This window comes from Streptomyces sp. NPDC058308, assembly GCF_042880275.1.
Taxonomy (GTDB): Bacteria; Actinomycetota; Actinomycetes; order Streptomycetales; family Streptomycetaceae; genus Streptomyces.
This window is the reverse complement of record NZ_JBHVZA010000001.1, coordinates 486,375-509,137: the sequence shown is the minus strand read 5'-3', so window position 1 is coordinate 509,137 and position 22,763 is coordinate 486,375. Positions and strand designations below refer to the sequence as shown.

The following is a 22,763-nucleotide window of genomic DNA, read 5'->3' as shown; positions in this document are numbered from 1 at the left end:
TGACACCGTTCCGTTGCATCAACTGCTCAACGGTAGCTTGGAGCGGTTCGTTTATTTACGTTGTTGAACATGTGACTTCCCGCAATATCCCTGATCACGGCTGCCGACTTATCCCAGAAGCTGTTATAGCGACTGGCGTTAGCCAGGGTGTTTGCTGGCGATCCGCTCAACAACGTCTCCCCACCGAAACCGCGGTTAATATCAGCGATCTCGTCCGGGCTGACGCCAACCTTGAACCCACCAGTCGGACAGTTGGAATTGTGAACCAGAATCAGGGTCTGACCCGTTAGCACATAGTGCGTGTGCTAAGCGAAGCCCTCGACCTGCTTTTCGCAGGTCAAGTGCGGTTTGCTGGTCCGGTGACGTGCGTGGGCGTCCGTGGTTGTGCGGGGGTGTTGCCGTCGCTACTGCCGTCAGGCGGTTCAACCCAGGTACGGCTTCTCGCGCTGTTCCAGGAAGTGCTGGAGCCTGAGTCGTTGGGTGTGGTGCATGGGCAGCTGCTCGATCTCGTCCGGCGGCACGAACCGGAGTTCGGTGGACTCGTCGGAGATCTCCAGCCTGCCGCCGGTGATGCGGGCGGTGAAGCAGACGTTGAACTGGCGGCGGACCTCGCCGTCGGTGTAGGCGATGATGTGTTTCGGGTCGGTGTAGGTGCCTACCAGGCCGGTGATCTCGACGTCGAGGCCGGTTTCTTCCTTGACCTCGCGGACGGCCGTGCCGGACAGGGAGTCGGTGAGGTCCATGCCGCCTCCGGGCAGGGCCCATAGGTCGTTGTCGCGGCGGCGCTGGAGGAGGATGCGGCCGTGGTCGTCGGTGACGACGGCGGAGGCGGCGACGACCATGCTGTTCGGCTTGGGGGCGTTCGGGTCGTCGTAGTACTCGGCGCGGGCCACGGTCAGCCTTCCTCTCGTACGGGGGTTGCCGTCGTCCACACGGCGTCGAAGCTCTCGGCGTAGGTGTCGAACATGCCGCCTCCCTCGTGTCGGCGAAGATGCCACAAGGGAGCGGCGTACGCATTGACGCCCCAGACATGGGCGTTGACGAGTTGCTGGTCGTCAACGCGGTAGAGGGAGTTGTAGAGCGTGGTTTCGTGGGTGCGGACTTCGATACCCGGGGTGCTGGCGAGGGGTCTGTAATGCATGAGGGCGAGGCGGCAGCGCGATTCGATGCCGTGGCCGAACCGCTCCTCCTGGCCGCGGGCTTGGACAGTGTCGCTGTCGGCGTCCCCGATCGCGATGCGGACGGTGCAGCCTTCGGCGGCACGTTCGCTGAGGAGTTCGTTCAGCCGCGGGTACGCCTCGTGGAGGAAGACGGCCGCGTAGACGAGGATGTCGATCCGTTCCCGGGCCTGGGCCATCAGGTCGGTGAACGTCGAGACGGGGAGGTCGGCCCGCTGCTCGTAGAGCGCGACCAGTTCGGGGCTGATGGCGCGGGCGGGGCGGGCCTGGCGGAGCGCCGGCCAGAGTGCGTGCACGTCTTCTCCCAGAGCTTTGGCCGCCTGGAGGGCGGTGGCACGACGTGGGACACGCCCGAGGTTCACCCAGCGCTCGACCGACTTGGGATCGACCTCAACCGCCTGGGCAAGGGTCGCGTACGTCCAGCCTCCCGCCGCCATGACGGCTCGTAGTCTCTCGTTCGGCACGAATCTCCCCCTTCGTCTCAGGACGGCACCAGGGACGTTCTACACGGTGCGGGACGTCCCGAAGTGGGGTTCGGTGGAGGTTCCTTCGTCCCGGTGACCGGCGTGAGGATCGGTGTCGACCCTGCGGCACCAACAGGCCCAGGGGCACGCATCAACGCCGCCGAGGAGCGTCACCGTGCGAAAGAGCGCCACCGCATGTGTTCCCGCCCTGCGACTGGACGCCCGGTCGCGCACCGCCTCGCCGGGGGTGGTCACGATGACGGCCCCCACCCCTGATGCCGACGGGCAGACCGTCTCGCCCGATGCCGGCGCCCTGGTGGTCGATCGGCGGAGCGGCAAGGTGGGCGTGGTGATGGGGCGTGTGGGGCCGTACGTGCAGCTTCGACCGCCGCGTGGTGGGCGGGAGTGGGACGTGCCGCCCGAGGACGTACGTACGCCGACTCCGGCGGAGGAGTTGAGCGCGAAGGTGGCCGTGGCCAACCGGAGGTGGAGACGGTGACCCCGCGCTCGGTCCTGCGCTACGAGACCTGGACGCTCCAGCCAGACCGCGAGCCGGACGCGGAGCCGGTCCTGTACGCGATGCAGTGCGCCGTGGACGGAGAGACCTCACCGATGAGCGAGGACTTCGCCGAACCGCAGAACTGGGTGCTGCGGCACTGCGGCCAGAACCCGTCCCACCACACCTACCGGGAGATCATCACCCGCCCCTGGCGGACCTGGCGCCAGACGTGACCCACCCCGCTCGCCCAGGCGCCGCACCGCGCTGACCCACCCGACTCCCGTCCCTGCCGGGCGCAGCCGATCGAGGCTTCCCCGCACTCGTCAGCCCCGGCAGGGACGGGCCCTCACGTGCGTGCCGGTCCCATGGTCATGAGCACTCAAGTCCGCCCTGGAACACGCAGTCCGCGAGGACGAGCTGCCGCGCAACGTCGACCGGAACGTCAAGACGACCACGCCCCGCCCCAGGCGTTTCCAGCCCCTCACCGCCGCCGAAGCCCCGCGATTCCTTCATGCGGCCAACAGCGACCGGCTTCACGCCCTGTATGAACTCGCCCTGCGCGCCGGACTCCACAAGGGCGAACTCCTCGGCCTCCAGTGGGAAGACCTCGCTCTCGACGACGGAACACCGCCACCATTCACCGCTCCCTCCAGCGGACCCGCAGCCAGGGCCTGACCGTCCTGAACACCAAGACCCTGGCCTCCGAAAGGCGCATCGCCCTCCCCACCGAATGCAGCAACTCCTTCAAGAATCACCAGGAACGGCAGCAGGAAGAACGCCAAGCGGCCGGAACGAGCTGGACGGACAACGGCCTCGTCTTCACCACCACGAAGGGCAAGCCACTCGACCCCACCGACCACCCACCGCTTCCGCCGCCTCCTCCACAGCGCGGAACTCCGGACGACCCGCTTCCACGACCTCCGGCACTCGCCTGCGCCCCTGCTCCTGGAACAGGGCGTCGATCTCGTCGTCATCAAGGAACTCCTCGGCCACGCCCACATCGGCGTCATCGTCGGCGTCTACGCCCACGTACGACTCCGCCTCCAGCGCCAAGCCATCGACACCCTCGGCACCATCCTCGGCCTGGCCGACGCCCCGGACGGCCCGCCTACCGCAGCCGTCGTCCGCTGACGTTGTCGTCAGCGTTGCCGTCAAACGACCGCAGAGGCCCCGCTGGAACACTCCAGCGGGGCCTCTGCATTTCATTCTTCATTCTCTCCGAGACAGGCGGCCTACTCCGGAGGAATTCGCTGAATAACTGGATTCGCAGACAATCCGGGAATTTCAGTGATCAGCCGAGAATGCGCCGCTCTCAGGAAAATGAGAATCTCTCGTACGAGTTCCTCGCGACCCACGGACGCCTGCACTGGACGCTTCGATGAGCTCACTGCGATGAGATCACCATCCTGGCGCAGGCGAATAACCTCATCGCTTTCCGTAAATCCAAACGCGGCATCCTCGCCCAACGAGATTCGCTTCGCCGCACCCGAAAGGGACAAGGCCAGGTCGACGAGCGTCACAAATCTCTTCCTTGAGACGACCTCGGTGCCATCAACCGCCAGTTCGAAGTTCACCCCGAAGTACTTGTAACGGAGGTCCATCTCCGTGGCAGCAGCAGGATCGCCCTGCTTGGCGGCGTCCCAGGTCCTAATCCAGGCTGAACCCGGCTCCGGGAGATGGAAGGAGAGATGAATCACGTTTTTCCTCACTTGCTGCACACCTAGTACGGAAACGCCGTTACGACCTTTCCGTCGTTAACGATTACGCGGACGCCAGTTAGCTCGCCGCCGCCATTTGCCGAACCAGCCCTCCCGACAGGGGTTCCGAAATCCCACTCGTAGATCTGGCCAGGGCGCGATGCACCTGTAACAGGATCCGGAGTATTGGGCTTAGGTGTTCCGCGGTTGATTGTGTCGGCTATTCGTCGGCGAACATGCTTCGCCTTGCCGGTAAAGATTCCAGCCGCGTCGTCGACCAGTCCACCTCCGGGCCGGTGACGGTCAACGATGTGCTGCCAGTCTCCATTATCCAGAGCTGCGGTTCCGCACAAGCCATTCGAGTTATGCACCAGTACCGGCGTGGTCCCCGCCAGCACATAGTACGTGTGCAGGCCCTCGATGGTGAGGTTATAGGTGCGCTGGTGGTCCAGGTACTGACGGGTGGCGGTCACGGCGACAGTGCGGTCGTCGTCCGTGCGTAGGGTCGTGCCGAGCTTGAGGTCTCCAGCCTTGACCCAGGCCTTCTGGTCGACCGACCAGAAGGGATGCTCGTAGGTGGCGGTCAGCTTTTCGGGGCCATCAGGCGTGGCGATGGTGAGTTCGGTGAACTGCTTGTCGTCGTCCGTGACGATGGCCGCGGTGACTTCACGTTCGCTGGTCTCGCCGGTTTCCGGGTCAGCGGCCAGGACCTTGTCGCCGAGTTCGACATCCTCGATCTTCTTGGTTGAGCCGTCGGCCATGAGGACGCCGGTACCGGCCAGGAAGCACTTGCAGCCGGAAGGCGTGCCCTTCCGTGCCTTGCCTGTTGCTTCCTCTCCCTTTTCCGCTTTCTTGAGGCCCTTAGCTATTTTCTCGAGTGGTTTGAGGATCTTTCCCCACGGGAGAAGATCCATTCCCGTCTCGGCGCATTCGACGGTGACCCCGGGGTGTGACCCGCAGGTTTTCCACGAGTTGAAGTCGGGAGTGAACAGATCCTTGCCCGTGTCCAGCGCGTTACCGAGGAACTCCTTCGAGGCGGGGTTGCCACGGTCCAGGAACTTGAACGGATTGAAGGGGAGGGAAGCTCCTGTCTGGACCATCCGGCCGCTTCCACCGCCGGTGTACAGGGCGTTGCTCGTCGACCCGCCACCGCCCCAGTAGCCGCCACCGATGTTCCTGCCGCCTCCGCCTCCGCCGCCGAAGCTGCTGCTGGCATTACTATCCGAGCGGAGGTATGAGACAGCTCTCTTGGCCAGCTTATTGATTGCCTTACCGATACCACCGAAGATGCCGGAGATCGAGAACTTGCCCGATGGGTCGGCATACACCAGAGGGCTGTTGTTGCCGTAGGCGTAGCCGTTCATCTGCTGGGGGTCCGTCAGGTCCATGACGGGGTCGACAGAGATGAAGCGGCCTGTGGCGGGGTCGTATTCGCGGGCACCGAGGTGGATCAGGCCTGTGGAGGCTGTGTCGTCGGTGCCGCCGACAAAGGTCTTCGTACCGGGCCAGGATGTGGGCTTTTCGCCGCGCGGTCCGCCGAAGGGCAGCGTGCGACGCTGGGTCGACTTCAAGTCCGCTGCAGCGATGGAGAGCTGGCCCGTTCCCTGGTGGTCGGCGGTGGTGAACGTGACCGTGCCGTCGTCCGCGGTGACGGCTTCGTGGCCGCCGCCCAGGGGGGTGTAGCGGGTGGCCTTGGCCTTCGAGGCGCCCTTGGGGAGGGTGATTTCGGTGTGGCCGAGGTAGAGGGTGGTCTCCATCGGAGTCCGGGCGATCAGGCGGTTGCCGTCGGTGTCGTAGAGGTACTCGGTGGTCTTGGTCTTGGCCTTGCCGTTCCCACTGGCGTCCGGTTCCGTGACCTTGGCCAGGTGGCCTTCGGCGTCCCAGCTCAGCTTCTGGGTGTCACCGCGCAGGGTGCGGGTGGTGGTGTTGCCGGTCGCGTCGTAGCCGTAAGAGTCCTTGGCCGCGGTTCCGCCGGGCTCCTGAGTGGTGACCGAGGTCAAGGTGTGCGGCTGTGGGGCGCCCGGCTTGGGGTACTCGTAGGTGCGCTTGACGGCCTTGGCGTTCTCGTCGGTCGCGCCGCTGGTGTCGTGGAGGGCTTCGGTGAGGCGGTTACCTGCCTTGTCGTAGGTGTAGGAGTGCCAGTACGGGGCCGGGCCGCCGATCTTGTCACCGGTCGGGGTGTTGGTGCAGGTCTTGTCGCCCTGGGCCCACGCCTCGGTCAGGCGGCGCAGGTAGTCGTAGTTGAAGCACTGGGTGTCGGTGCCGGTGCGGGACACATCTGAGACGGACAGGACGTTGCCCGCCTCGTCGTAGCGGTAGGTGTCGTGCTGGTCGACACCCGGCTGGTCCTCGCGGTCGACGCGGGAGGTGGCCAGGCGCTGCGTGCCCCACTCGTAGGTGTTGGTGGCCCAGGTCTTCTTTCCGTCGGTGGCACCCAGCGTGTACTGGAGAGGCTTGCCCGTCAGCGAGTAGCTGGTGTCGGCCTTGAAACCGTCGCCCAGGACAGACTGGGGACGCAGGGTCTCCTTGTCATAGGTGGTGTTGTAGCTGCCACCGGGCAGGGATCCCGCCTTGGAGTAGCTCACGCCTCCGACGAGACCGGAGGTCAGATACTGGGTGCCGGTCTGGTAGGTGCCGGCCAGGGCACCCTCCTTCTCCGGGATCACCACGGCGGTCTTCATCGGCCGGTAGAGGGAGTCGAGCATGGTGACCTTGGACGTGTACGCCGCCCCGTCCACGTAGCGCGTGGACTCGGTCAGCTGGCCCTTGGCCCCGTGGATGGTGTCGTAGACCCACTTCGCGCGCAGCTCGCCGGTGGGGCTGCCCTCACGGAGCTCGGTCTTGCGGCCGAGGTTGTCATAGACGTGGGCCAGGACGGTCTCGCGGGCGTCCTCGGTCGTGGTGACTTGGCCGCGGTCGTCGTACGTGGTGGTCGTCCTGCCCTTGTCCGGGTCGTCAGCACTTGTCTGACGGCCCAGTTGGTCATATCCGTATGACCAGGTGTTACCGGCCGGATCCGTCACCTTCGCCAGTTCGCCGCGCGGCGTGTACGTGTACTTCGTGGTGTCGAAGTCCGCGCTGGCACTGCGCTTGTGCAGATGGCGCAGCTCCGTGGTGAGGCCGCGGGCGTCATTGAGAGTCGTGGTAGCCGTGTCGCCCTCGGGAGGGAGGACCGTAGTGCGGTCGCCGCCGTAGAGGGTCTTGCTGGTGCTCAGGACCTTGCCGCCATCGCCGTTTCCGGCGATCTGCTGCTCCTGGACCGGGCGGCCCAGGCCGTCGTAGGCGGTGCGGGTCTGGGACTCGACGCTCAGCGCGTTGTCCGGCTTGAACAGGTCGCGGTTCGGGTTGCCCTCGGTGTAGTAGGGGGCGAATGTCTTGGTGGCCAGGCCGCGTGCGTCGTAGAAGGTGTCGGTGAGGATGCGGCCGCCGTCCGGGCCGACCGCCTGAGTCTGGCGCTGACGCAGGAACCCGTCGTACAGCGTGTAGGAGGGGATCTGGCCGCCGTTGTTGTTCAGGGTCTGGGTGCGGACCGCGACAGGCTTGCCTTCGTCGACGAAGTACGTGAACTCGTAGCTCGGGGTCTGGCTGGCGCGGCGGTCGGGCAGCCACACCTTGGCCGAGCGGCCGAGCGCGTCGTAGGTCAACTGGGTGCGCTTGCCGTTGGTGTCCACCTTGGCCGCCTGCTGGCCACGCAGCGGCTCCAGTTCGGTGACGGCGGTCATTGCCGAGTCGGGGTCGGCTGCCTTTGCCGGAGGCGTCGTCTCCGTCATCTTGGCCGGGAAGCCAGAGGTGGGGGTATACGCCGTGGTAGTGGTACGCCCGTCCTTGCGCAGGCTGCGGACCGGGTCGCCACTGCCGGTGACCGTGACGTCGGCCGTGAGGTCAGTGGTGGTCAGCTGGCGGCCGTAGTCGTCGAAGGTCGCGCCGGACTCCAGGTAGGTGGCCTTGGAACCGTCGTGCTTCTTCAGCGTGGCGGTCGCCGTGGCGTCGCCCTTGGTGGGGGCGTCACCATAGGTACCGCCGTCGTAGGCGGTGCGCACGTCGGAGACCACGGCCTTTGCACGGTCCGGTGTGTCAGCGCACGCGTCTGCGACCGTCTCCACGCGCGACGGCAGCATCAGGATGTTCTTGTCGGTATTGGTGGCGTATGTGGTGCGGGTGCACTGGTTGTCGGACGCCGTGGCGCTGTCACCGCGGTCGTCGACCTGCACGGGGCGTCCCGCGACGGTGTCGTACTCCGTCGACACGGACGTGGTCCGCCAGTCCTTGCCTGCACCGTCGTCCAGCGAGGTCCAGGTCTTGCTGTGGGAGACACCGGTGAAATTGGCGGTCACCGTGCCCCAGTCACGCACCTTCTTCGCCGTCTGATGGTGCCAGGGACGGTTGACCGTCTTGGACAGCACCTTGCCGCCCGGACCGGAGTAGGCGACGGTCTTGTACTCAACGCCTTGAGCGGACTCGTGATCGGTGATCGGGTCGCCCTCGTCGTCGCCGAGCGCAACGTCGACGGACCTCGTGCCGCCGGAGGGGTCCTTGCGGTCGCCGTCCATACCGCGCAGGAAGTAGGAATCCTGCTGGGACTTCAGCGCGTCGCCGCCGCCTTGGCCGCCGGTCTTCACGCGGACGTGACCGTAGCCGCGCCACTGGGACCAGGTCTTGAACTTCTTCTTCGTCAGACCGTCGTCATCGTCGTAGTGCCAGGCCGCGTCGCTCAGGTAGTCGTACGTCGTGACGGCGTCGGGTGCGCCGCCGGTGCGGTCGGTAGTGGTCGTGGAGGTAACCACGTACTTGTTGAACCACTGCTTCTCGGGGTCGTCCTCAGAGTCTCCGCCGATGTACTGGGGGAAGCAGCGTGTGGTGTTGGACTGTGGGGTGGGCAGTGCGTCCCACTTGCACGCCGGGGCCGAGTAGTTGACGTCGACCTGGCCACCGGATTCGTCAGCGATCGTGGCCAGGCGGTCCTTGATGAACGGGGCGTACCCGTCGCCTGTCTTGTCCAGGCGGTTTTCGAGCTGGGTATAGGAGAAGCTGGTCCGCGGCAGCGTCACCGCGGGCTCGGCGGTGTGGCCGGTGCGCTCGACGGAACCGAGCAGCAGCTGGTAGTCGACGTCCGCCTTGCCCCAGCGATGGCGCAGCTTCCAGGAGTCGACCTTGCTGTACGTGTCACCCTTGAGGACCTGGGTGGTCACGCCCGTTAGGCGCTTGCGGGTGAAGAAGGACGGGGCCAGGCGGCCCTTGTCGCACTTGCTGCCTGCCTTGCAGTTCAGGTCCCACGGCGTGTCGTACCAGTAGAAGGCGTCCTTCTCGATGTCCTTGCAGTCCGTCTTGCTGTCGACGATGCACCGCTCCGACGTGGTGAAGTCAACCTTGGCCAATGGCTTGCCGCCGTACATGGAGGAGGACTTCAGGCCGTACTCAATGCGCTCCAGCGAGCCGCCGCGCGTGTAGGGGGTGTCATCTTCGGCCTTCAGGTTGCGGCCGTAGGAGTTCTTCTCCTGGTCGTAGTAGTAAGCGATGGCGTTGCCGCGCGGGTCGACGACGTAGTCGAGGTTCCAGCGCCATGCCTGCTGGCACCAGGAATCGGCGAACGAGTCCTTGTGGCAGGGCTCACCGCTGTTGTTGCCGAAGACCGGCACCGTCCACGTGGAGTTGGTGGTGGCCTTGCCGTCCTTCCAGCCCGGGAGACGGTGGTAGCCGAAGTAGTAGCGCACGCCTTGGGGATCGGTCAGACGCCAGTACTCGCCGTCGTTGTCCCCGTTGTCGCGGCTGGTGGACGTGAGCTTCTTGATGCGGCTGCCGTCGTCCTGCTGGAACTTGAACTCGTCCCCGGCCGGGACGAGTTCTCCGCCCTTTCCGTTGAACGTGATGAACGCGTTGTCGTAGTCCCAGCACTGGTCGCCGGGCTTGTTGCCCTCGGAGTTCTTCTGCCCGTCGTCGGCGCACCCCTTGTAGCGGCGCTCGATGTAGCCGGGCCACAGATCGAAGCCGTCACCGACCCAGGAGCCCTGGTTGTTCGTGTTGCCCGTGCGTCCGTCCATCGAGCCCGAGGAGTACGACAGGCCCACATTGGGCTTCAGCTCACCCGGTACCTCCGGTACCGGCATGTCGTACGACCAGGAGAAGTCACCGGTACGCAGATCCGTGTCCCACTTCGCCGACGGAGACAGCGAGGTCGCCTTGTAGTCGCTGTTCTTCCCCCCTTCCTCAGCGACCGCTGCCAGCACGGTCGGACCGGAGGCGCGCAGGGTGACCGCGTTCGCGGTCAGGGTCTGCTTCTCGGTGTCGTTGACCGTGCGGACCGGCTTGGCGGTACGGCACTTGTCCTTCGAGGGGACTTCGAGGGCGCAGCTGGGCAGCTCGACCAGGGTGAGGCGGGAGGCATAGTCACCGCCGAAGGCCTCCGCGAAGCTGGAGTAGTCGACCTTCGCCTGGACCCTGCCAGCCTTGTCGGCCTTGCGCTGACCGGATTCGAGGGTGAACAGCAGGCCCTTCACTCCTGCTCGTTCGGCGGTCTTCCGGCTCAACACGCGGGCCTCGACGCCACCGCGCGCGGCGGAATCGGGCTTCGCGGCGCTACGGCGTGCGGAGCGGGCAGCAGCATCCTTCGGAGCACCGACGGACAAGGGCAGATCCTTGACCTGCTTCGGTGCACCAGCGGCCTTTGGTGCGGCATTCGGCACGGTCACCACGGCTGAGCCGGGGCGCGGCCAGGTGGCCTTCGGCTTCCGCGAAGGCGTCGCCGGCCCGTGGTCCGACGTGCGCGGCTCCATCTTGGCGCCGTCGCGGCCCTTGACAGGCCTCTCCGCAGAGGGAAGTCCGGGCCGTCCGCCGCTGTCAGCGGTCGCGGACGAAGTGGTGGCTGCTTGCAGCAGCGTGCCCACCATCACGGCGGACACCGCCACTGCCACTCTTCGCCGTAGCCTCTTGTAGCCACGACGTGGTCTGGATATGCGGCCGTTCATTGCGTGAATCAGATCCCTTGTATGCCGCCCGTAGAGCGGCAGGCCTGACTGCCCGCCGGATGGGGGGGCAGTGTCGGTGACTGTGACTGGATACGGAAATGGCGTGCGGGCGTGCGGGCGGTGGGACCCCGCATGCGGGGCCCCACCGCGCGAGCGGTCAGCTCAGCTGTCCGTGGGGACCTCAGTTGGGATGTCGGTCCAGCGGCTGGCCAGTCGCTCGATCTGCGCGTCGGACAGGGCACCCTGGAAGGTCCACACGTCGTCGACGGCTCCCGGGAAGTACTCGCCCCATGCGCCGTCGTTCTTGGTGCGGCCGACCTGGAGGGACTTGGTCGCCTTGAAGGCCAGCGTGTCCTGCGACCAGGAGACCAGGTCCTGGCAGCGGGATTCGTCTGCCTCGCCGTCGCCGTCGGCATCGCCGCACGCGACTTCCTGCAGCGCCCCGTTCACGTACAGGCTCGCTTGCTTGGAGAACCCGTCATAGGCGACCGCCAGGTGATTCCACTCCCGCGCGTCGGTGAACTCGGTGTTGGCGATGCTCTCGACCGAGGCGTTGGAACCGTCCTTGTCCGGGATGGCCAGCTCCCACCGCCCCAGCCCCTCGGGGTCCTTCTTGTCGGGCACGAACCGCACGGTGAAGGCGCTCTGCTGGTTGCCTTCGGCACTGACGAGGGCGACCTCGCGCTTGGGCAGCGCGGCTGCCTTGGCCCAGGCGGTCACGGTGTAGCTGGTGCTGGTGCCCACCGGCACGCCGCTGGTGGCCGCGTACCCGTTGGTGCCGTTCAGCTCCAGACCGTGATCGTCGACCATGCCTTCACCGGCCCTGGCGCCGCCGTGGAGATTCATCGGCTGCTCTTCGTCGGAGGAGTCCGGTGTGGTTGCCGGGCTCGTGCCACTGACGGTCTCGAAGTTCCAGCGGCCCCTGACCAGCGGGCGCTGCTTGAACATCTGCCGCACTTCCTCCGCCGAAACCGGCCGGTCCAGCAGCCGCACGTCATCGATGGTGCCGGGGAAGTGGTTCTTGACCTGCCCTTCGTAGGAACCGGCTCCGATGTACATGGACTGGTCGGCGTAGAACGCCCCGGCCAGTTTGGTCGTGCCGGCCTCGGCTCCGTTGACGTACAGGGTCAGGGTCTTGGCGACGGTGTCGTGGACGCCCACCAGGTGCGCCCACTCACCGACGTGCGCCGTGTCCTCTTCGGGCTGCGTGGCTCGGATGGGCTTGGCGTCGGCGGCATCGGAGGAGTACTGGTTGACCGCCCACCGGTTGTAGGCGGAGGAGTAGTACAGCTCGAAACCGGGAGCCTTCTTGCCTGCCTGGGCGGCGATGATCGCGGCTCCGTCCGGCTTCTTGCTGAGCTTGGCCCAGGCCGAGACGGTGAAGCTGCGTGAGGTGTTCACATGCGGTCCACTGCTCCGGCCGATCCGGGCGTAGCCGTCGTTGCCGTCGAACTTGGCCGCCTTGCCGGACACACCCCGCATACCGGTGGTGACACCGCCCTGGTACGTGGCGGGGAGGACACCTCCGTGTCCGGTGATTTCCCTGGCGTCGGCTTCTTCGTCCAGGTCGAAGGCTGCTACCGCAGGACGGCCGGGGTCACCTGCGCTCTCGTGTGCGCGCAGCTTGTCGACCTCGTCCTGCGCGAGCGGCTTGTCGAAGAGCTGCACCTCGTCGATCGCACCCGGGAAGAAGGCCGCTGGTGCTCCGTTGTAGGAGCCCGCCCCCAGCTGGAGGCCCCGGCGGGCCTCCCACGGATCGGCGTACGGAGCCTCGCCGACGAGCTTGCCGTTGACGTACAGCTCCAGGACGTCACGCACCGAGTCGTAGGAGCCCACCAGATGGGTCCACTTGTCCGTGTTCACGCCGCCGGGCTTGTCCGCCATGACCCGCGCGATGCCCGCGTCCTTGGTGTCGGACTTGTACTGGTTGAACGCCCACCGGTCGTACGTCTTGGTGTAGTACAGCTCGAACCCAGGGCTGTGATTGCCCGGCTGCGTGGCGATCACCGCGGCGCCGTCGGGCATCTTCGACAGCTTCGCCCAAGCCGAGATAGCGAAGCCACGGCTGGTGTCGACGACCGGCACGTCGGTTGCGGCGTAACCGTCGCTGCCGTTGAAAGAGACCGCCGAGCCACGCACACCGGGTGCACCCGGCGCGACCCCACCGTGCATCTGCACGGTGCGCGGCGGCGTCGATCCCTTGGCCTCCGTGGCCCCCTTGGGCTCGTCCAACTGCCAGGACGCGCGGTCGGGCTGTCCTGCCTTGACCCGGAACTGATAGGTGCGGATCTCGCTGCCGTTCCCCGCGGCATCGAAGGACTGGGCCGTGATGAAGTTCAGCCCCGGCTTACCGGGAAGCACCGACGCCGTCTTCGCGTCGCCACCAGCCGTTGTGATCTTGTTCTTCGAACTGGGGTCAGTGTTGATGCCGTACCGGTAGGACGTCACGTCCTTCTCGGCAGCCTTCAGCTCGAACGACCCGTACTTGCCCACCCCGTCGTACCACGGGTCGTCCGGATTCTCCGGATCGGAGGCCGGATACTCGCCCGAGCTCACCGTCGGCGCCCTGGGAACCTTGGTGTCGTACACGAAATAGCAGCCCGTCGGGTCTCCCGCGTACGACCACGGCGAGTACTGCGCGCCGTCATAGACCCGTGCATACCAGTTGACCTGCTTGTTTTCCGGTATCGACTTGGGCAGGCCGATAGAGAAGTCGGAGCCGGACGACTTGGCAGACGTGCGGTCGGGCTTCCAGGTGCCAGTCTTGCCGTTACCCGCGTCCCACTTGGCCTGGAACTGGACCGACACCTTGTCCTTGTCCGGGTCAGTCACGTTGTTCGCGCGAATCGGCCCCAGCGAGCGCACACGTGCAGCCTTGTCAGGCCTCTTGCACACGCCGCCGTACGTCATGGTCAGCTGGGACATCTTCAGCTGGGCCGGCGGGCGGTTGTACTTCACGCGCAGGAACGCCTTGTCCGAGAACCGCTTCCAGGCGTACGCATCGGACTCGCTGCCCGCTCGCAGGCCGAACGTCATCGTCGACGCCTTGCCGTCTGCCGCGTCCTGCACGGCCGACTTGACCGAGAACTCGGCGTCCTTGGCCGAACAGCCGTCAAATCCGTAGGCGAAGGACTTCGACGACAGCTTCTTCTTCCAGAATCCGGAGGCGTTCTGCGAGTTCCACGTCGTGGACGAGGAGATGTCCTTGGTCTGCCACAACTCCACAGAGCGGTCCGAGCAGGATGCCGACCAGGTGTTCTTCACCACGAACTCAGCCGACAGGATCGACTTGCCGGCGAACTTCGACACCGGAATACGGTAGAACAGCCGCTTGGTGTCAAGAGGCTTGCAGTAGTACCAGTTGCAGTACCCCATGCCCGCATTGTTCTCGCCGTTGAACTTCCACTGCGGCGAGGACTCCCAGTACTTCGAGGCCATCGTCCAAGCCGAAGCGCGCGGCGAGTACCACTGTGGGTCGATGAACACCGGATACTGCGTGTTCTTGCCCTTCAGTACATCCTGGTCAGGGGTGAGCACCAATTCCTTGCCGCTGTCCGGGACCTCCACGCCGACTGGGGCGAGCTTTCCGGACTCGGTAGAGACACGCTCCTGTTCCGTCTTCGGCGATGTGTCGCCGTCTGCCCTCTCGGGTGCGGCACGGCGCAGACGCGCGGTACCCCCAGCAGATGTGCCGTCGGTACCGGTGCTGGAGTCCCACATCATCGGCGCGGGAGCCTCGAACACCGTGCCCTTGGCGCCCTGGTCGGCCGCCTCCACGCCGCCCTCGGCGGTCTCCCTGACATCCATGCCGTCAGCGGCAAGCTTCAGCCTCAGCTCGGCCAGCTCCGAACTGGAAGCAGCCTTGGCCGACTTGACTACCAGCAGCTGGGTGAAGCCATCCTCCTGAGCCCCCATTCGCAGGTCTACGTCCGGCAGCACGTCCTTATACGTGGCCTTGTTCCCGTCGAGTGTGGGCTCGGGCAACTTCCCTCGCCAGGAGAGAGTCAACTCGCGGCCCGCCTTCGTCATCCGCACCAGTGGCGCATCCCCGCCGCCAGAAAACGCCAGGCCGACCGTTGTCGCCTTCGGTGCTACCGCGCCGTCCGTGGTCTTCACAAGGTCGGTGTCGACAGGCTTCCAGCCCTCGCCCACCCGAGCCCGCACGGGACGCAGATACTCCCGGGCCTCCAGATTCCCGTCAGCCGTCGCAAATACATCGCTGGCCTCACCACGCAGGGAGGTCACTTCGACCGGCTCGCCAGTGCGTTTGGCCTCGCTCTGCGCAGCCTCTGCGGTCGGTGCTCCGTCAGATGCTGCCGCCCTTGTTGCCTTTGGCGCTGTTCCGGCTCGCGGAGCCGGCTCTGCCTGTGCGGCCGGTGCGACACCCGCCAGCAGCGCCCCGGTCACCAGCCCTGCCAACGTCCCTGCAACTCCGCGCGAGCGCACGCGTCTCCACATACTCGACCTGTCTCATACATAAAGATGAAGATTCCCTTAATGGGTAATCAGACGAGGACTGTATGCAGTCGCCACGTAAAGATCGACAAGGCAAACCAGGCATAGGGGACTCGTCGGGCGATCCTGATGTGCCGTTAGTCATGGTTGCCCCTGATTTGGCGCCGACTTCATAACATTCACAAATCGTAATAATGTTGAATAATGGTGCAAGGCCTGTCGCCGGCGCGGCGTCGGTTTCTGCCGCGCCATCGAGGTCACTGCTGGCGTGCACGCAGCGACGCTGCCCTGGTGCCCGTCGTCGGCACCACGCGCACTAGAGGTTTGCGTGCCCAGGCGCCGTAGGCCGAGAGGCTTCGATCGGCAATCGAGACTGAGTCGACACTGCTCCTCGTAGCTGGTTTCCTCCTCTCCCCGTAACGTGGCACAGCATGAAGATCCTCATCAGCGCCGACATGGAGGGCGCGACGGGAGTGACCTGGCCGGCCGACGTGCTGCCCGGCACCCCGCAGTGGGAGCGGTGCCGGGCGATGTTCACTTCGGACGTCAACGCCGCCGTGCTCGGCTTCTTCGACGGCGGCGCCGACGAGGTACTCGTCAACGAAGCGCACTGGACCATGCGCAATCTGCTCCTGGAGCAGCTGGACGAGCGGACCGAGATGCTCACCGGCCGGCACAAGTCGCTCTCCATGGTGGAGGGCGTGCAGCACGGCGACGTGGACGGCATCGCGTTCATCGGTTACCACGCGGGCGCCGGCATGGAGGGCGTCCTCGCGCACACCTACCTCGCCAATCAGATCACCGGCGTCTGGATCAACGGCGTACGGGCCAGCGAGGGGCTGCTCAACTCGCACGTGGTCGCGGAGTACGGCGTGCCCGTGGTGCTCGTCACCGGTGACGACCTCGCCTGCGAGGACGCCCTCGGGTACGCGCCGGGCGCCCTGAAGGTCGCCGTCAAGGACCACGTCTCGCGGTACGCCGCGGTCTGCCGCACCCCGGCCCGCACGGCCGCCGACATCCGCGCCGCGGCCAAGGACGCCGCGGCGCTCGCCGTGCGTCACGAACCGGTGGTGGGCGGCCCGTTCACCGTGGAAGTCGAGTTCGACGCCGAGCACCTGTCCATGGCCGCGACGGTCGTACCCGGTGTGCGCCGTACGGGGGAGCGCAAGGTCGCCTACGACAGCGAGACCATGTACGAGGGAATCCGTACCTTCAAGGCGGTTACGACGATCGCCTCTGCCGCCGTGGAGGAACAGTATGGGTGACCAGTGCGGGACCAGGATCCGGGAGCGGGGCACGGAGACCGAGGGGGCGGTGGACGACGACCACGTCGACGCGCGGGCGCTCGACGAGGTCGTGACGTTCACCTCCGAGCTGATCCGCATCGACACCACCAACCGCGGCGGCGGCGACTGCCGGGAGCGGCCCGCCGCCGAATACGCCGCCGAACGCCTCGCCGACGCGGGCCTGGAGCCGACGCTCCTGGAACGCACCCCGGGCCGTACGAACGTCGTCGCCCGCATCGAGGGCACGGACCCGGCGGCCGACGCGCTGCTCGTCCACGGCCACCTGGACGTCGTGCCCGCCCAGGCCGCCGACTGGAGCGTCGACCCGTTCTCCGGGGAGATCCGCGACGGCATCGTGTGGGGCCGCGGCGCGATCGACATGAAGAACATGGACGCGATGATCCTGTCGGTCGTACGGAACTGGGCGCGCGCCGGAGTGCGGCCGCGGCGCGACCTCGTGATCGCCTTCACCGCCGACGAGGAGGCCAGCGCCGCCGACGGCTCCGGGTTCCTCACCGAGCGGCACGCCGGGCTCTTCGAGGGGTGCACGGAAGGCATCAGCGAGTCGGGTGCGTTCACCTTCCACGACGGGCGGGGCAATCAGCTCTACCCCATCGCGGCGGGCGAGCGCGGCACCGGCTGGCTCAAGCTCACCGCGCGCGGCAAGGCGGGCCACGGCTCCAAGGTCAACCGCGCCAACGCGGTGAGCAGGCTGGCCGGTGCCATCGCCCGCATCGGCGAGCACCGCTGGCCGGTGCGGCTCACCCCGACGGTGCGCGCCTCGCTCGTCGAACTCGCCACGCTCTACGGCCTGGAGGCCGACCCCGAGGCGCCCGGCTTCGACGTGGACGCCCTCCTGGAGAAGCTCGGCCCGACGGCCGACCTCGTCGCGCCGACGGTCCGCAACAGCGCCAACCCGACGATGCTGCAGTCGGGTTACAAGGTGAATGTGATCCCAGGTGAAGCAGTGGCGTATGTCGACGGCCGCTTTCTGCCCGGGGGCGAGGAAGAGTTCCGCAGCACGCTTGACCGGCTCACCGGCCCTGACGTCGACTGGGAGTTCCACCACCGCGAGGTGGCGCTGCAGGCGCCGGTCGACTCGCCGACGTATGCCCGGATGCGGGCGGCCGTCGAGGAGTTCGCGCCGGAGGGGCACGTCGTGCCGTACTGCATGTCGGGCGGCACGGACGCCAAGCAGTTCTCGCGGCTCGGCATCACCGGCTACGGCTTCTCGCCGCTGAGGACACCGGAGGGCTTCGACTACCAGGCGCTGTTCCACGGAGTCGACGAATGCGTCCCCGTCGACGCGCTGCACTTCGGCGTCCGCGTCCTCGACCGTTTTCTGCGTACGGCCTAGCAACAATGGGGGAAGAGAAGGACATGATGCAGACCCGGGCGTACGGATCATGGCCGTCGCCGATCGACGCCGAGCTCGCCGCCACCCACGACGGCGCTCCGGGGTACGTGGGCTTCGTCGGCGCCGAGACCTGGTGGACCGAGCCACGCCCCACCGAGGCGGGCCGGCGCGCGCTGGTGCGGCGGCTGCCCGACGGCGAGGAGCGCACGGTGCTGCCCGCGCCGTGGAACGTGCGCAGCCGTGTCATCGAGTACGGCGGCCGCCCGTGGACCGGCGCCGAGCGGCCCGGGGGCCCCCTCGTGGTCTTCGCCGACTTCGCCGACCAGCGCCTGTACGCGTACGAGCCCGACGCGCCCGGCGCCGCGCCGCGGCCCCTGACGCCGCTCTCGGACGTGGGGGGCGGGCTGCGCTGGGCGGAGCCGGTGATCCACCTGGAGCGGGGCGAAGTCTGGTGCGTCCTGGAGGAGTTCACCGGGGAGGCGCCCACCGATGTGCGGCGCGTCATCGCCGCGGTGCCGCTCGACGGGTCGGCGGCCGGGGACCGCCGGGCCGTCCGCGAACTGTCCGACGGCAGACACCGGTTCGTCACAGGGCCGCGTCTGTCGCCCGACGGCACCCGCGCCGCCTGGATCGCCTGGGACCACCCCCGCATGCCGTGGGACGGCACGGAGCTGATGCTCGCCGAGGTGGCCGACGACGGCACCTTCGGCACGGCGCGGGCCTTCGCGGGCGGCCCCGACGAATCGGTCGCCCAGGTCGAATGGGCCCACGACGGACGGCTGCTCTTCTCCAGCGACCGCACCGGCTGGTGGAACCTGTACCGGGCGGACCCGGACGCCGTCGGTGCCACGCCGCTCTGCCCGCGCCAGGAGGAGTTCGCCGGACCCCTCTGGCAGACCGGCCTGAACTGGTTCGCGCCACTGGACAGCGGGCTCGTCGCCGTCGTGCACGGCAAGGGCGCCACCGCGCTCGGCATACTCGACCCCGAGACGGGTGAGGTCGTCGACGCGGCGGGCCCCTGGACCGAGTGGTCCGCGACCGTCGCCGCGCACGGCTCCCGCGTGGTCGGCGTCGCGGCCAGCCCGCGCAGCGCGTACGAGGTCGTGGAACTGGACACCTGCACCGGCCGCGCCCGCGTCGTCGGCGCCGCCCACGACGACCCGGTGGACCCCGCGTACTACCCGGAACCGCAGATCCGCACCTTCTTCGGCCCGGCGGGACGCGAGATCCACGCGCACATCTACCCGCCGCACCACCCGGGGCACATCGCGCCCGACGACGAACTGCCGCCCTATGTGGTGTGGGCGCACGGCGGCCCCACCGGCCGCGCCCCGCTCGTGCTCGACCTGGCCATCGCCTACTTCACCTCGCGCGGCATCGGCGTCGCCGAGGTGAACTACGGCGGCTCCACGGGGTACGGGCGCGCCTACCGCAACCGGCTGCGCGAGCAGTGGGGCATCGGCGACGTCGAGGACTGCGCGGCCGTCGCCCTCGCCCTGGCCGACGAGGGCACCGCCGACCGCGCCCGGCTCGCCGTCCGCGGCGGCAGCGCGGGCGGCTGGACCACGGCCGTCTCGCTGACCAGCACGGACATCTACGCCTGCGGGACGATCATTTACCCCGTGCTCGACCTCGCCGCATTCGCCTCGGGCGAGACCCACGACTTCGAATCGCAGTACCTGGAGTCGCTGGTCGGGCCGCTCGACGAGGTCCCTGCGCGGTACGAAGAGCGCTCGCCGGTGCGCCACGCCGAGCTGGTGTCCGCGCCCTTCCTGCTGCTCCAGGGCCTCGACGACGTCGTGTGCCCGCCCGCCCAGGCGGAGCGCTTCCTCGCCCGGATGGAGGGGCGCGGCATCCCGCACGCCTACATCGCCTTCGAGGGGGAGGGGCACGGATTCCGCCGCGCCGACACCATGGCCCGCGCCCTGGAGGCCGAACTCTCCCTGTACGCCCAGGTGTTCAGGATCGACCTCGCCGCGCCTGTGCCCATTCTTGAGATAGCCAAGTGAGACCCCTCGTGCGACCCGCGCGCCTCACGCCCGGCGCGCGGGTGGCCGTCGTCGCGCCGAGCGGCCCCGTCCCCGACGACCGCCTCGAAGCGGGCCTGGACATCCTGCGCGGCTGGGACCTGGACCCGGTCGTCATGCCGCATGTGCGCGATGTCCATCCGGAGTTCCGGTACCTGGCGGGGGCGGACGCCGACCGCGCCCGTGACTTGGAAAGGGCCTGGTGCGACCCGTCCGTGGCCGCCGTGTTCTGCGCCCGGGGCGGGTACGGCGCCCAGCGCATGGCCGACCTCGTCGACTGGCCTGCGCTGCGGGCCGCGGGCCCCAAGGTGTTCCTCGGCTACAGCGACGTCACCGCACTGCACGAGGCCTTCGCCCGACGGCTCGGGATCGCCACCCTGCACGGGCCGATGACCGCCGCGGCCGACTTCCTCAAGAACGCGCGGGCCCAGGAGCACCTGCGCACGACGCTCTTCGCTCCCGAGGAGGCCCGGGTGATCCGGGCAGGGTCACCGCAGGCGGCGGTGACCGGGGGCCGGGCCCGGGGCGTCACGCTCGGCGGCTGCGTGTCGCTGCTCGCCGCCGAGCTCGGCACGCGGGCGGCGCGGGCGTCCGCGCGCGGTGGCCTGCTCTTCCTGGAGGACACCGGCGAGGAGGCCTACCGCCTTGACCGGATCCTCACCCAGCTCCTGCGCGCCGGCTGGCTGGACGGCGTGGCGGGGATCGCGCTGGGCTCGTGGGAGGCGTGCGGGCCCCGCGACGAGCTGCGGGCGCTCTTCGCGGACCGGCTCGGTGGCCTCGGCGTGCCGGTGGCCGATGAGTTCGGGTTCGGGCACTGCGAGGGCGCGCTGACGGTTCCGTTCGGCGTGTCGGGCGAACTGGACGCGGACGAGGGGACGCTGACGCTGGACGAGCCGGCACTGGCGTAGGGGCACTTTCCCGAAACTCCCGACAGAAACCGCTGTCACGGTCGTTGACCTCTACATGACACGTGTCACACCATGGCGTGGCAGGCTCTTACCGGTCAGTAGTCGCCGGTCGTCGGCCGTCCTCAGCGTGGAGGTCCCCCTTGTCCCGTCGCCGTGCCCTGACCCTCGCCACCGCGGCGGCGCTCGCCGCGCCGCTCGCGATCGGCGGGCCCGCCCCGGCGGGCGCGACGGGCCAGTACACCGTCACCGCCCTGAAGTTCACCGTCCAGGCGGGCGGCCGGAGCTGCACCGTCGACGCCGACCTGTACCGGCCCGCGGGCGTGGACGCCGGGCACCCCGCGCCCGCCGTGCTCGCCACCAACGGCTTCGGCGGCAGCAAGTCCGACGGGGGCACCGCCGCGATCGGCAAGGCCTTCGCCGGGCGCGGCTACGTCTCGCTCGTCTACTCCGGCCTCGGCTTCGGCAAGTCCGGATGTCTGATCTCCCTCGACGACCCCGGGATCGACGGCAGGGCGGCCGCCGGGCTCGTCGACTTCCTCGGCGGCACCCGGGCCGCCGACGACGGCACCACGGCGGACTACGTCACCGCCGACGCCGAGGGCGACCCGCGCGTCGGCATGATCGGCGGCTCGTACGGCGGCGCCGTGCAGCTGGCCACCGCCGCCGTGGACCACCGCGTCGACGCCCTCGTGCCGATGATCACCTGGAACGACCTCGCGTACTCCCTCGACCCGAACAACACGGCCGACCGCAGCGTCCCCGGCGCCGCCAAGTGGCAGTGGATGAACGGCTTCTACCTGATCGGCGAGGGCCAGCCGCTGCTCGTACCCAACCTGGACCCCTCCCGTATCAACAGACTCGGCTGCCTGCACTTCGTCACCAAGGCCTGCGAGACGATCCGCACCCTCAACTCCGGCCGCTACCCGGCGGACAAGACGGAGGCCCTCCAGACGTTCGCGCGCGGCGTCTCCCCGGTGTCCTACCTGAGCAAGGTTAAGGCGCCGACGCTCCTCGTGCAGGGCCAGGCCGACAGCCTCTTCAACCTCAACGAGGCCGAAGCGACGTACCGGACGCTCAAGGACCAGGGCACCACGGCCAAGATGATCTGGCAGGCCTGGGGCCACAGCGGCGGCGCGAACGACGCGGCCTCCGGCGAACTCGACCTTGCCGCAGGCAACCTGGAGACCTCCTACGTCGGCAAGCGCATCCTCGCCTGGTTCGGCCGCTACCTCCAGCAGGAGAAGAACACCGACACCGGCCCCGACTTCGCCTACTACCGCGACTGGATCGCCGACCCCGCCGCCCGGTACGCCACCGCAGCGAAGGTGCCCGCCCGCAACCGCACCCTGTACCTCTCCGGGGACGGCAAGCTCGTCGACAACCGCGGGAAGGTGGCGCGAGGCAGCCGCGAGTACCGCAACTGGCTGATCCCCACCAGCCATTCGGAGTCCTCGCTCGCCGGAATGATCGGCCTGCCCGACCCGGCGCCGCACGACACCGAGGGCACCTACCTCGACTGGACGACCGAGCCCCTCACCGACACGGTGGACGTGGTCGGCGCGCCCCGGGCGACCCTGAAGGTGATCTCGCCGAAGACCGAGCGCGTGCAGCACTCCGGCGACGCGGCCGACAAGCTCGTCCTCTTCGCCAAGCTGTACGACGTCGCCCCCGACGGGAAGAAGACCCTCGTCCACCGCCTCGTCGCGCCGGTACGGGTGCCGGACGTCACGAAGCCGTTCACGGTCTCGCTGCCCGGCATCGTGCACCGCTACGAGAAGGGCCACCGGTTGCAGTTCGTGGTGGCCGCGAGCGACGGCGCGTACGGCGGCAACAGGGGCGTCAAGCCCGTGACGGTGACCAGCGCCCCCAAGGACACCGGCGTCCTGAACCTGCCGGTCGTCCGCCCCTGAGAGCGGCTCTGACGTCACCC

Annotated in this window: 12 protein-coding genes and 1 pseudogene; 8 read left to right on the top strand and 5 right to left on the bottom strand. The window is 67.9% G+C overall.

The features are described from left to right. Window positions 1–422 precede the first annotated feature (422 nt). Together ACFVYL_RS01945 and ACFVYL_RS01940 are read right to left on the bottom strand one after the other, a co-directional pair. Window positions 423–893: an NUDIX domain-containing protein gene (locus tag ACFVYL_RS01945; protein ID WP_389712319.1), complete on the bottom strand. Its 471-nt coding sequence runs from the start codon at window positions 891–893 to the stop codon at window positions 423–425. A gap of 2 nt (window positions 894–895) precedes the next feature. After that, the gene (locus tag ACFVYL_RS01940) at window positions 896–1,615 is read right to left on the bottom strand and encodes an XRE family transcriptional regulator (RefSeq protein WP_389712451.1); all 720 of its coding nucleotides are present in this window, start codon (window positions 1,613–1,615) and stop codon (window positions 896–898) included. A gap of 274 nt (window positions 1,616–1,889) precedes the next feature. Between ACFVYL_RS01940 and ACFVYL_RS01935 the strand changes: the two genes are divergently transcribed. The 3 genes and pseudogenes from ACFVYL_RS01935 to ACFVYL_RS01925 all read left to right on the top strand — a co-directional run. Beyond that, window positions 1,890–2,141 (top strand): hypothetical protein, encoded by a 252-nt coding sequence (locus tag ACFVYL_RS01935; RefSeq protein WP_389712450.1) that lies wholly within the window; start codon window positions 1,890–1,892, stop codon window positions 2,139–2,141. Then, window positions 2,129–2,374 carry a hypothetical protein gene (locus tag ACFVYL_RS01930; RefSeq protein ID WP_389712318.1) on the top strand — a complete coding sequence of 82 codons (246 nt, stop codon included), beginning with the start codon at window positions 2,129–2,131 and terminating at the stop codon, window positions 2,372–2,374. The genes ACFVYL_RS01935 and ACFVYL_RS01930 overlap by 13 nt, the downstream gene beginning before the upstream one ends. Before the next feature lie 145 nt (window positions 2,375–2,519). Then, a pseudogene (locus ACFVYL_RS01925) lies at window positions 2,520–3,272 on the top strand (tyrosine-type recombinase/integrase); the annotation flags it as partial. Window positions 3,273–3,373: 101 nt separating this feature from the next. Here the strand turns inward: ACFVYL_RS01925 and ACFVYL_RS01920 are convergent. The 3 genes from ACFVYL_RS01920 to ACFVYL_RS01910 form a co-directional block, all read right to left on the bottom strand. Further along, window positions 3,374–3,850 (bottom strand): hypothetical protein, encoded by a 477-nt coding sequence (locus ACFVYL_RS01920; protein WP_389712317.1) that lies wholly within the window; start codon window positions 3,848–3,850, stop codon window positions 3,374–3,376. An 11-nt stretch (window positions 3,851–3,861) separates the two neighbouring features. Then, on the bottom strand, window positions 3,862–10,722 hold the full coding sequence (locus tag ACFVYL_RS01915; protein ID WP_389712449.1) for a polymorphic toxin-type HINT domain-containing protein: 6,861 nt from the start codon (window positions 10,720–10,722) through the stop codon (window positions 3,862–3,864). A 240-nt stretch (window positions 10,723–10,962) separates the two neighbouring features. Continuing rightward, the gene (locus tag ACFVYL_RS01910; protein ID WP_389712316.1) at window positions 10,963–15,258 is read right to left on the bottom strand and encodes a LamG-like jellyroll fold domain-containing protein; all 4,296 of its coding nucleotides are present in this window, start codon (window positions 15,256–15,258) and stop codon (window positions 10,963–10,965) included. Window positions 15,259–15,686: 428 nt separating this feature from the next. Here ACFVYL_RS01910 and ACFVYL_RS01905 point away from each other — a divergent pair, with 428 nt between their 5' ends. The 5 genes from ACFVYL_RS01905 (at window position 15,687) to ACFVYL_RS01885 (ending at window position 22,743) form a co-directional block, all read left to right on the top strand. Next, window positions 15,687–16,520 (top strand): M55 family metallopeptidase, encoded by an 834-nt coding sequence (locus tag ACFVYL_RS01905; protein ID WP_389712315.1) that lies wholly within the window; start codon window positions 15,687–15,689, stop codon window positions 16,518–16,520. Further along, window positions 16,513–17,898 carry a M20/M25/M40 family metallo-hydrolase gene (locus ACFVYL_RS01900; RefSeq protein ID WP_389712314.1) on the top strand — a complete coding sequence of 462 codons (1,386 nt, stop codon included), beginning with the start codon at window positions 16,513–16,515 and terminating at the stop codon, window positions 17,896–17,898. The genes ACFVYL_RS01905 and ACFVYL_RS01900 overlap by 8 nt, the downstream gene beginning before the upstream one ends. Before the next feature lie 26 nt (window positions 17,899–17,924). Then, window positions 17,925–19,907 carry an LpqB family beta-propeller domain-containing protein gene (locus ACFVYL_RS01895; RefSeq protein ID WP_389712448.1) on the top strand — a complete coding sequence of 661 codons (1,983 nt, stop codon included), beginning with the start codon at window positions 17,925–17,927 and terminating at the stop codon, window positions 19,905–19,907. Beyond that, window positions 19,904–20,833 (top strand): LD-carboxypeptidase, encoded by a 930-nt coding sequence (locus ACFVYL_RS01890; protein ID WP_389712313.1) that lies wholly within the window; start codon window positions 19,904–19,906, stop codon window positions 20,831–20,833. The genes ACFVYL_RS01895 and ACFVYL_RS01890 overlap by 4 nt, the downstream gene beginning before the upstream one ends. A 140-nt stretch (window positions 20,834–20,973) precedes the next feature. Then, the gene (locus ACFVYL_RS01885; protein WP_389712312.1) at window positions 20,974–22,743 is read left to right on the top strand and encodes a CocE/NonD family hydrolase; all 1,770 of its coding nucleotides are present in this window, start codon (window positions 20,974–20,976) and stop codon (window positions 22,741–22,743) included. Window positions 22,744–22,763 lie beyond the last annotated feature (20 nt).

What these genes read in the sequence shown, in the direction of transcription:
- ACFVYL_RS01940 (WP_389712451.1), bottom strand. Translation starts at nt 1,615, where the DNA reads ATGGCGGCGGGAGGCTGGACGTACGCGACCCTTGCCCAGGCGGTTGAG.
- ACFVYL_RS01915 (WP_389712449.1), bottom strand. Translation starts at nt 10,722, where the DNA reads ATGGTGGGCACGCTGCTGCAAGCAGCCACCACTTCGTCCGCGACCGCT.
- ACFVYL_RS01910 (WP_389712316.1), bottom strand. Translation starts at nt 15,258, where the DNA reads ATGTGGAGACGCGTGCGCTCGCGCGGAGTTGCAGGGACGTTGGCAGGG.
- ACFVYL_RS01905 (WP_389712315.1), top strand. Translation starts at nt 15,687, where the DNA reads ATGAAGATCCTCATCAGCGCCGACATGGAGGGCGCGACGGGAGTGACC.
- ACFVYL_RS01900 (WP_389712314.1), top strand. Translation starts at nt 16,513, where the DNA reads ATGGGTGACCAGTGCGGGACCAGGATCCGGGAGCGGGGCACGGAGACC.
- ACFVYL_RS01895 (WP_389712448.1), top strand. Translation starts at nt 17,925, where the DNA reads ATGCAGACCCGGGCGTACGGATCATGGCCGTCGCCGATCGACGCCGAG.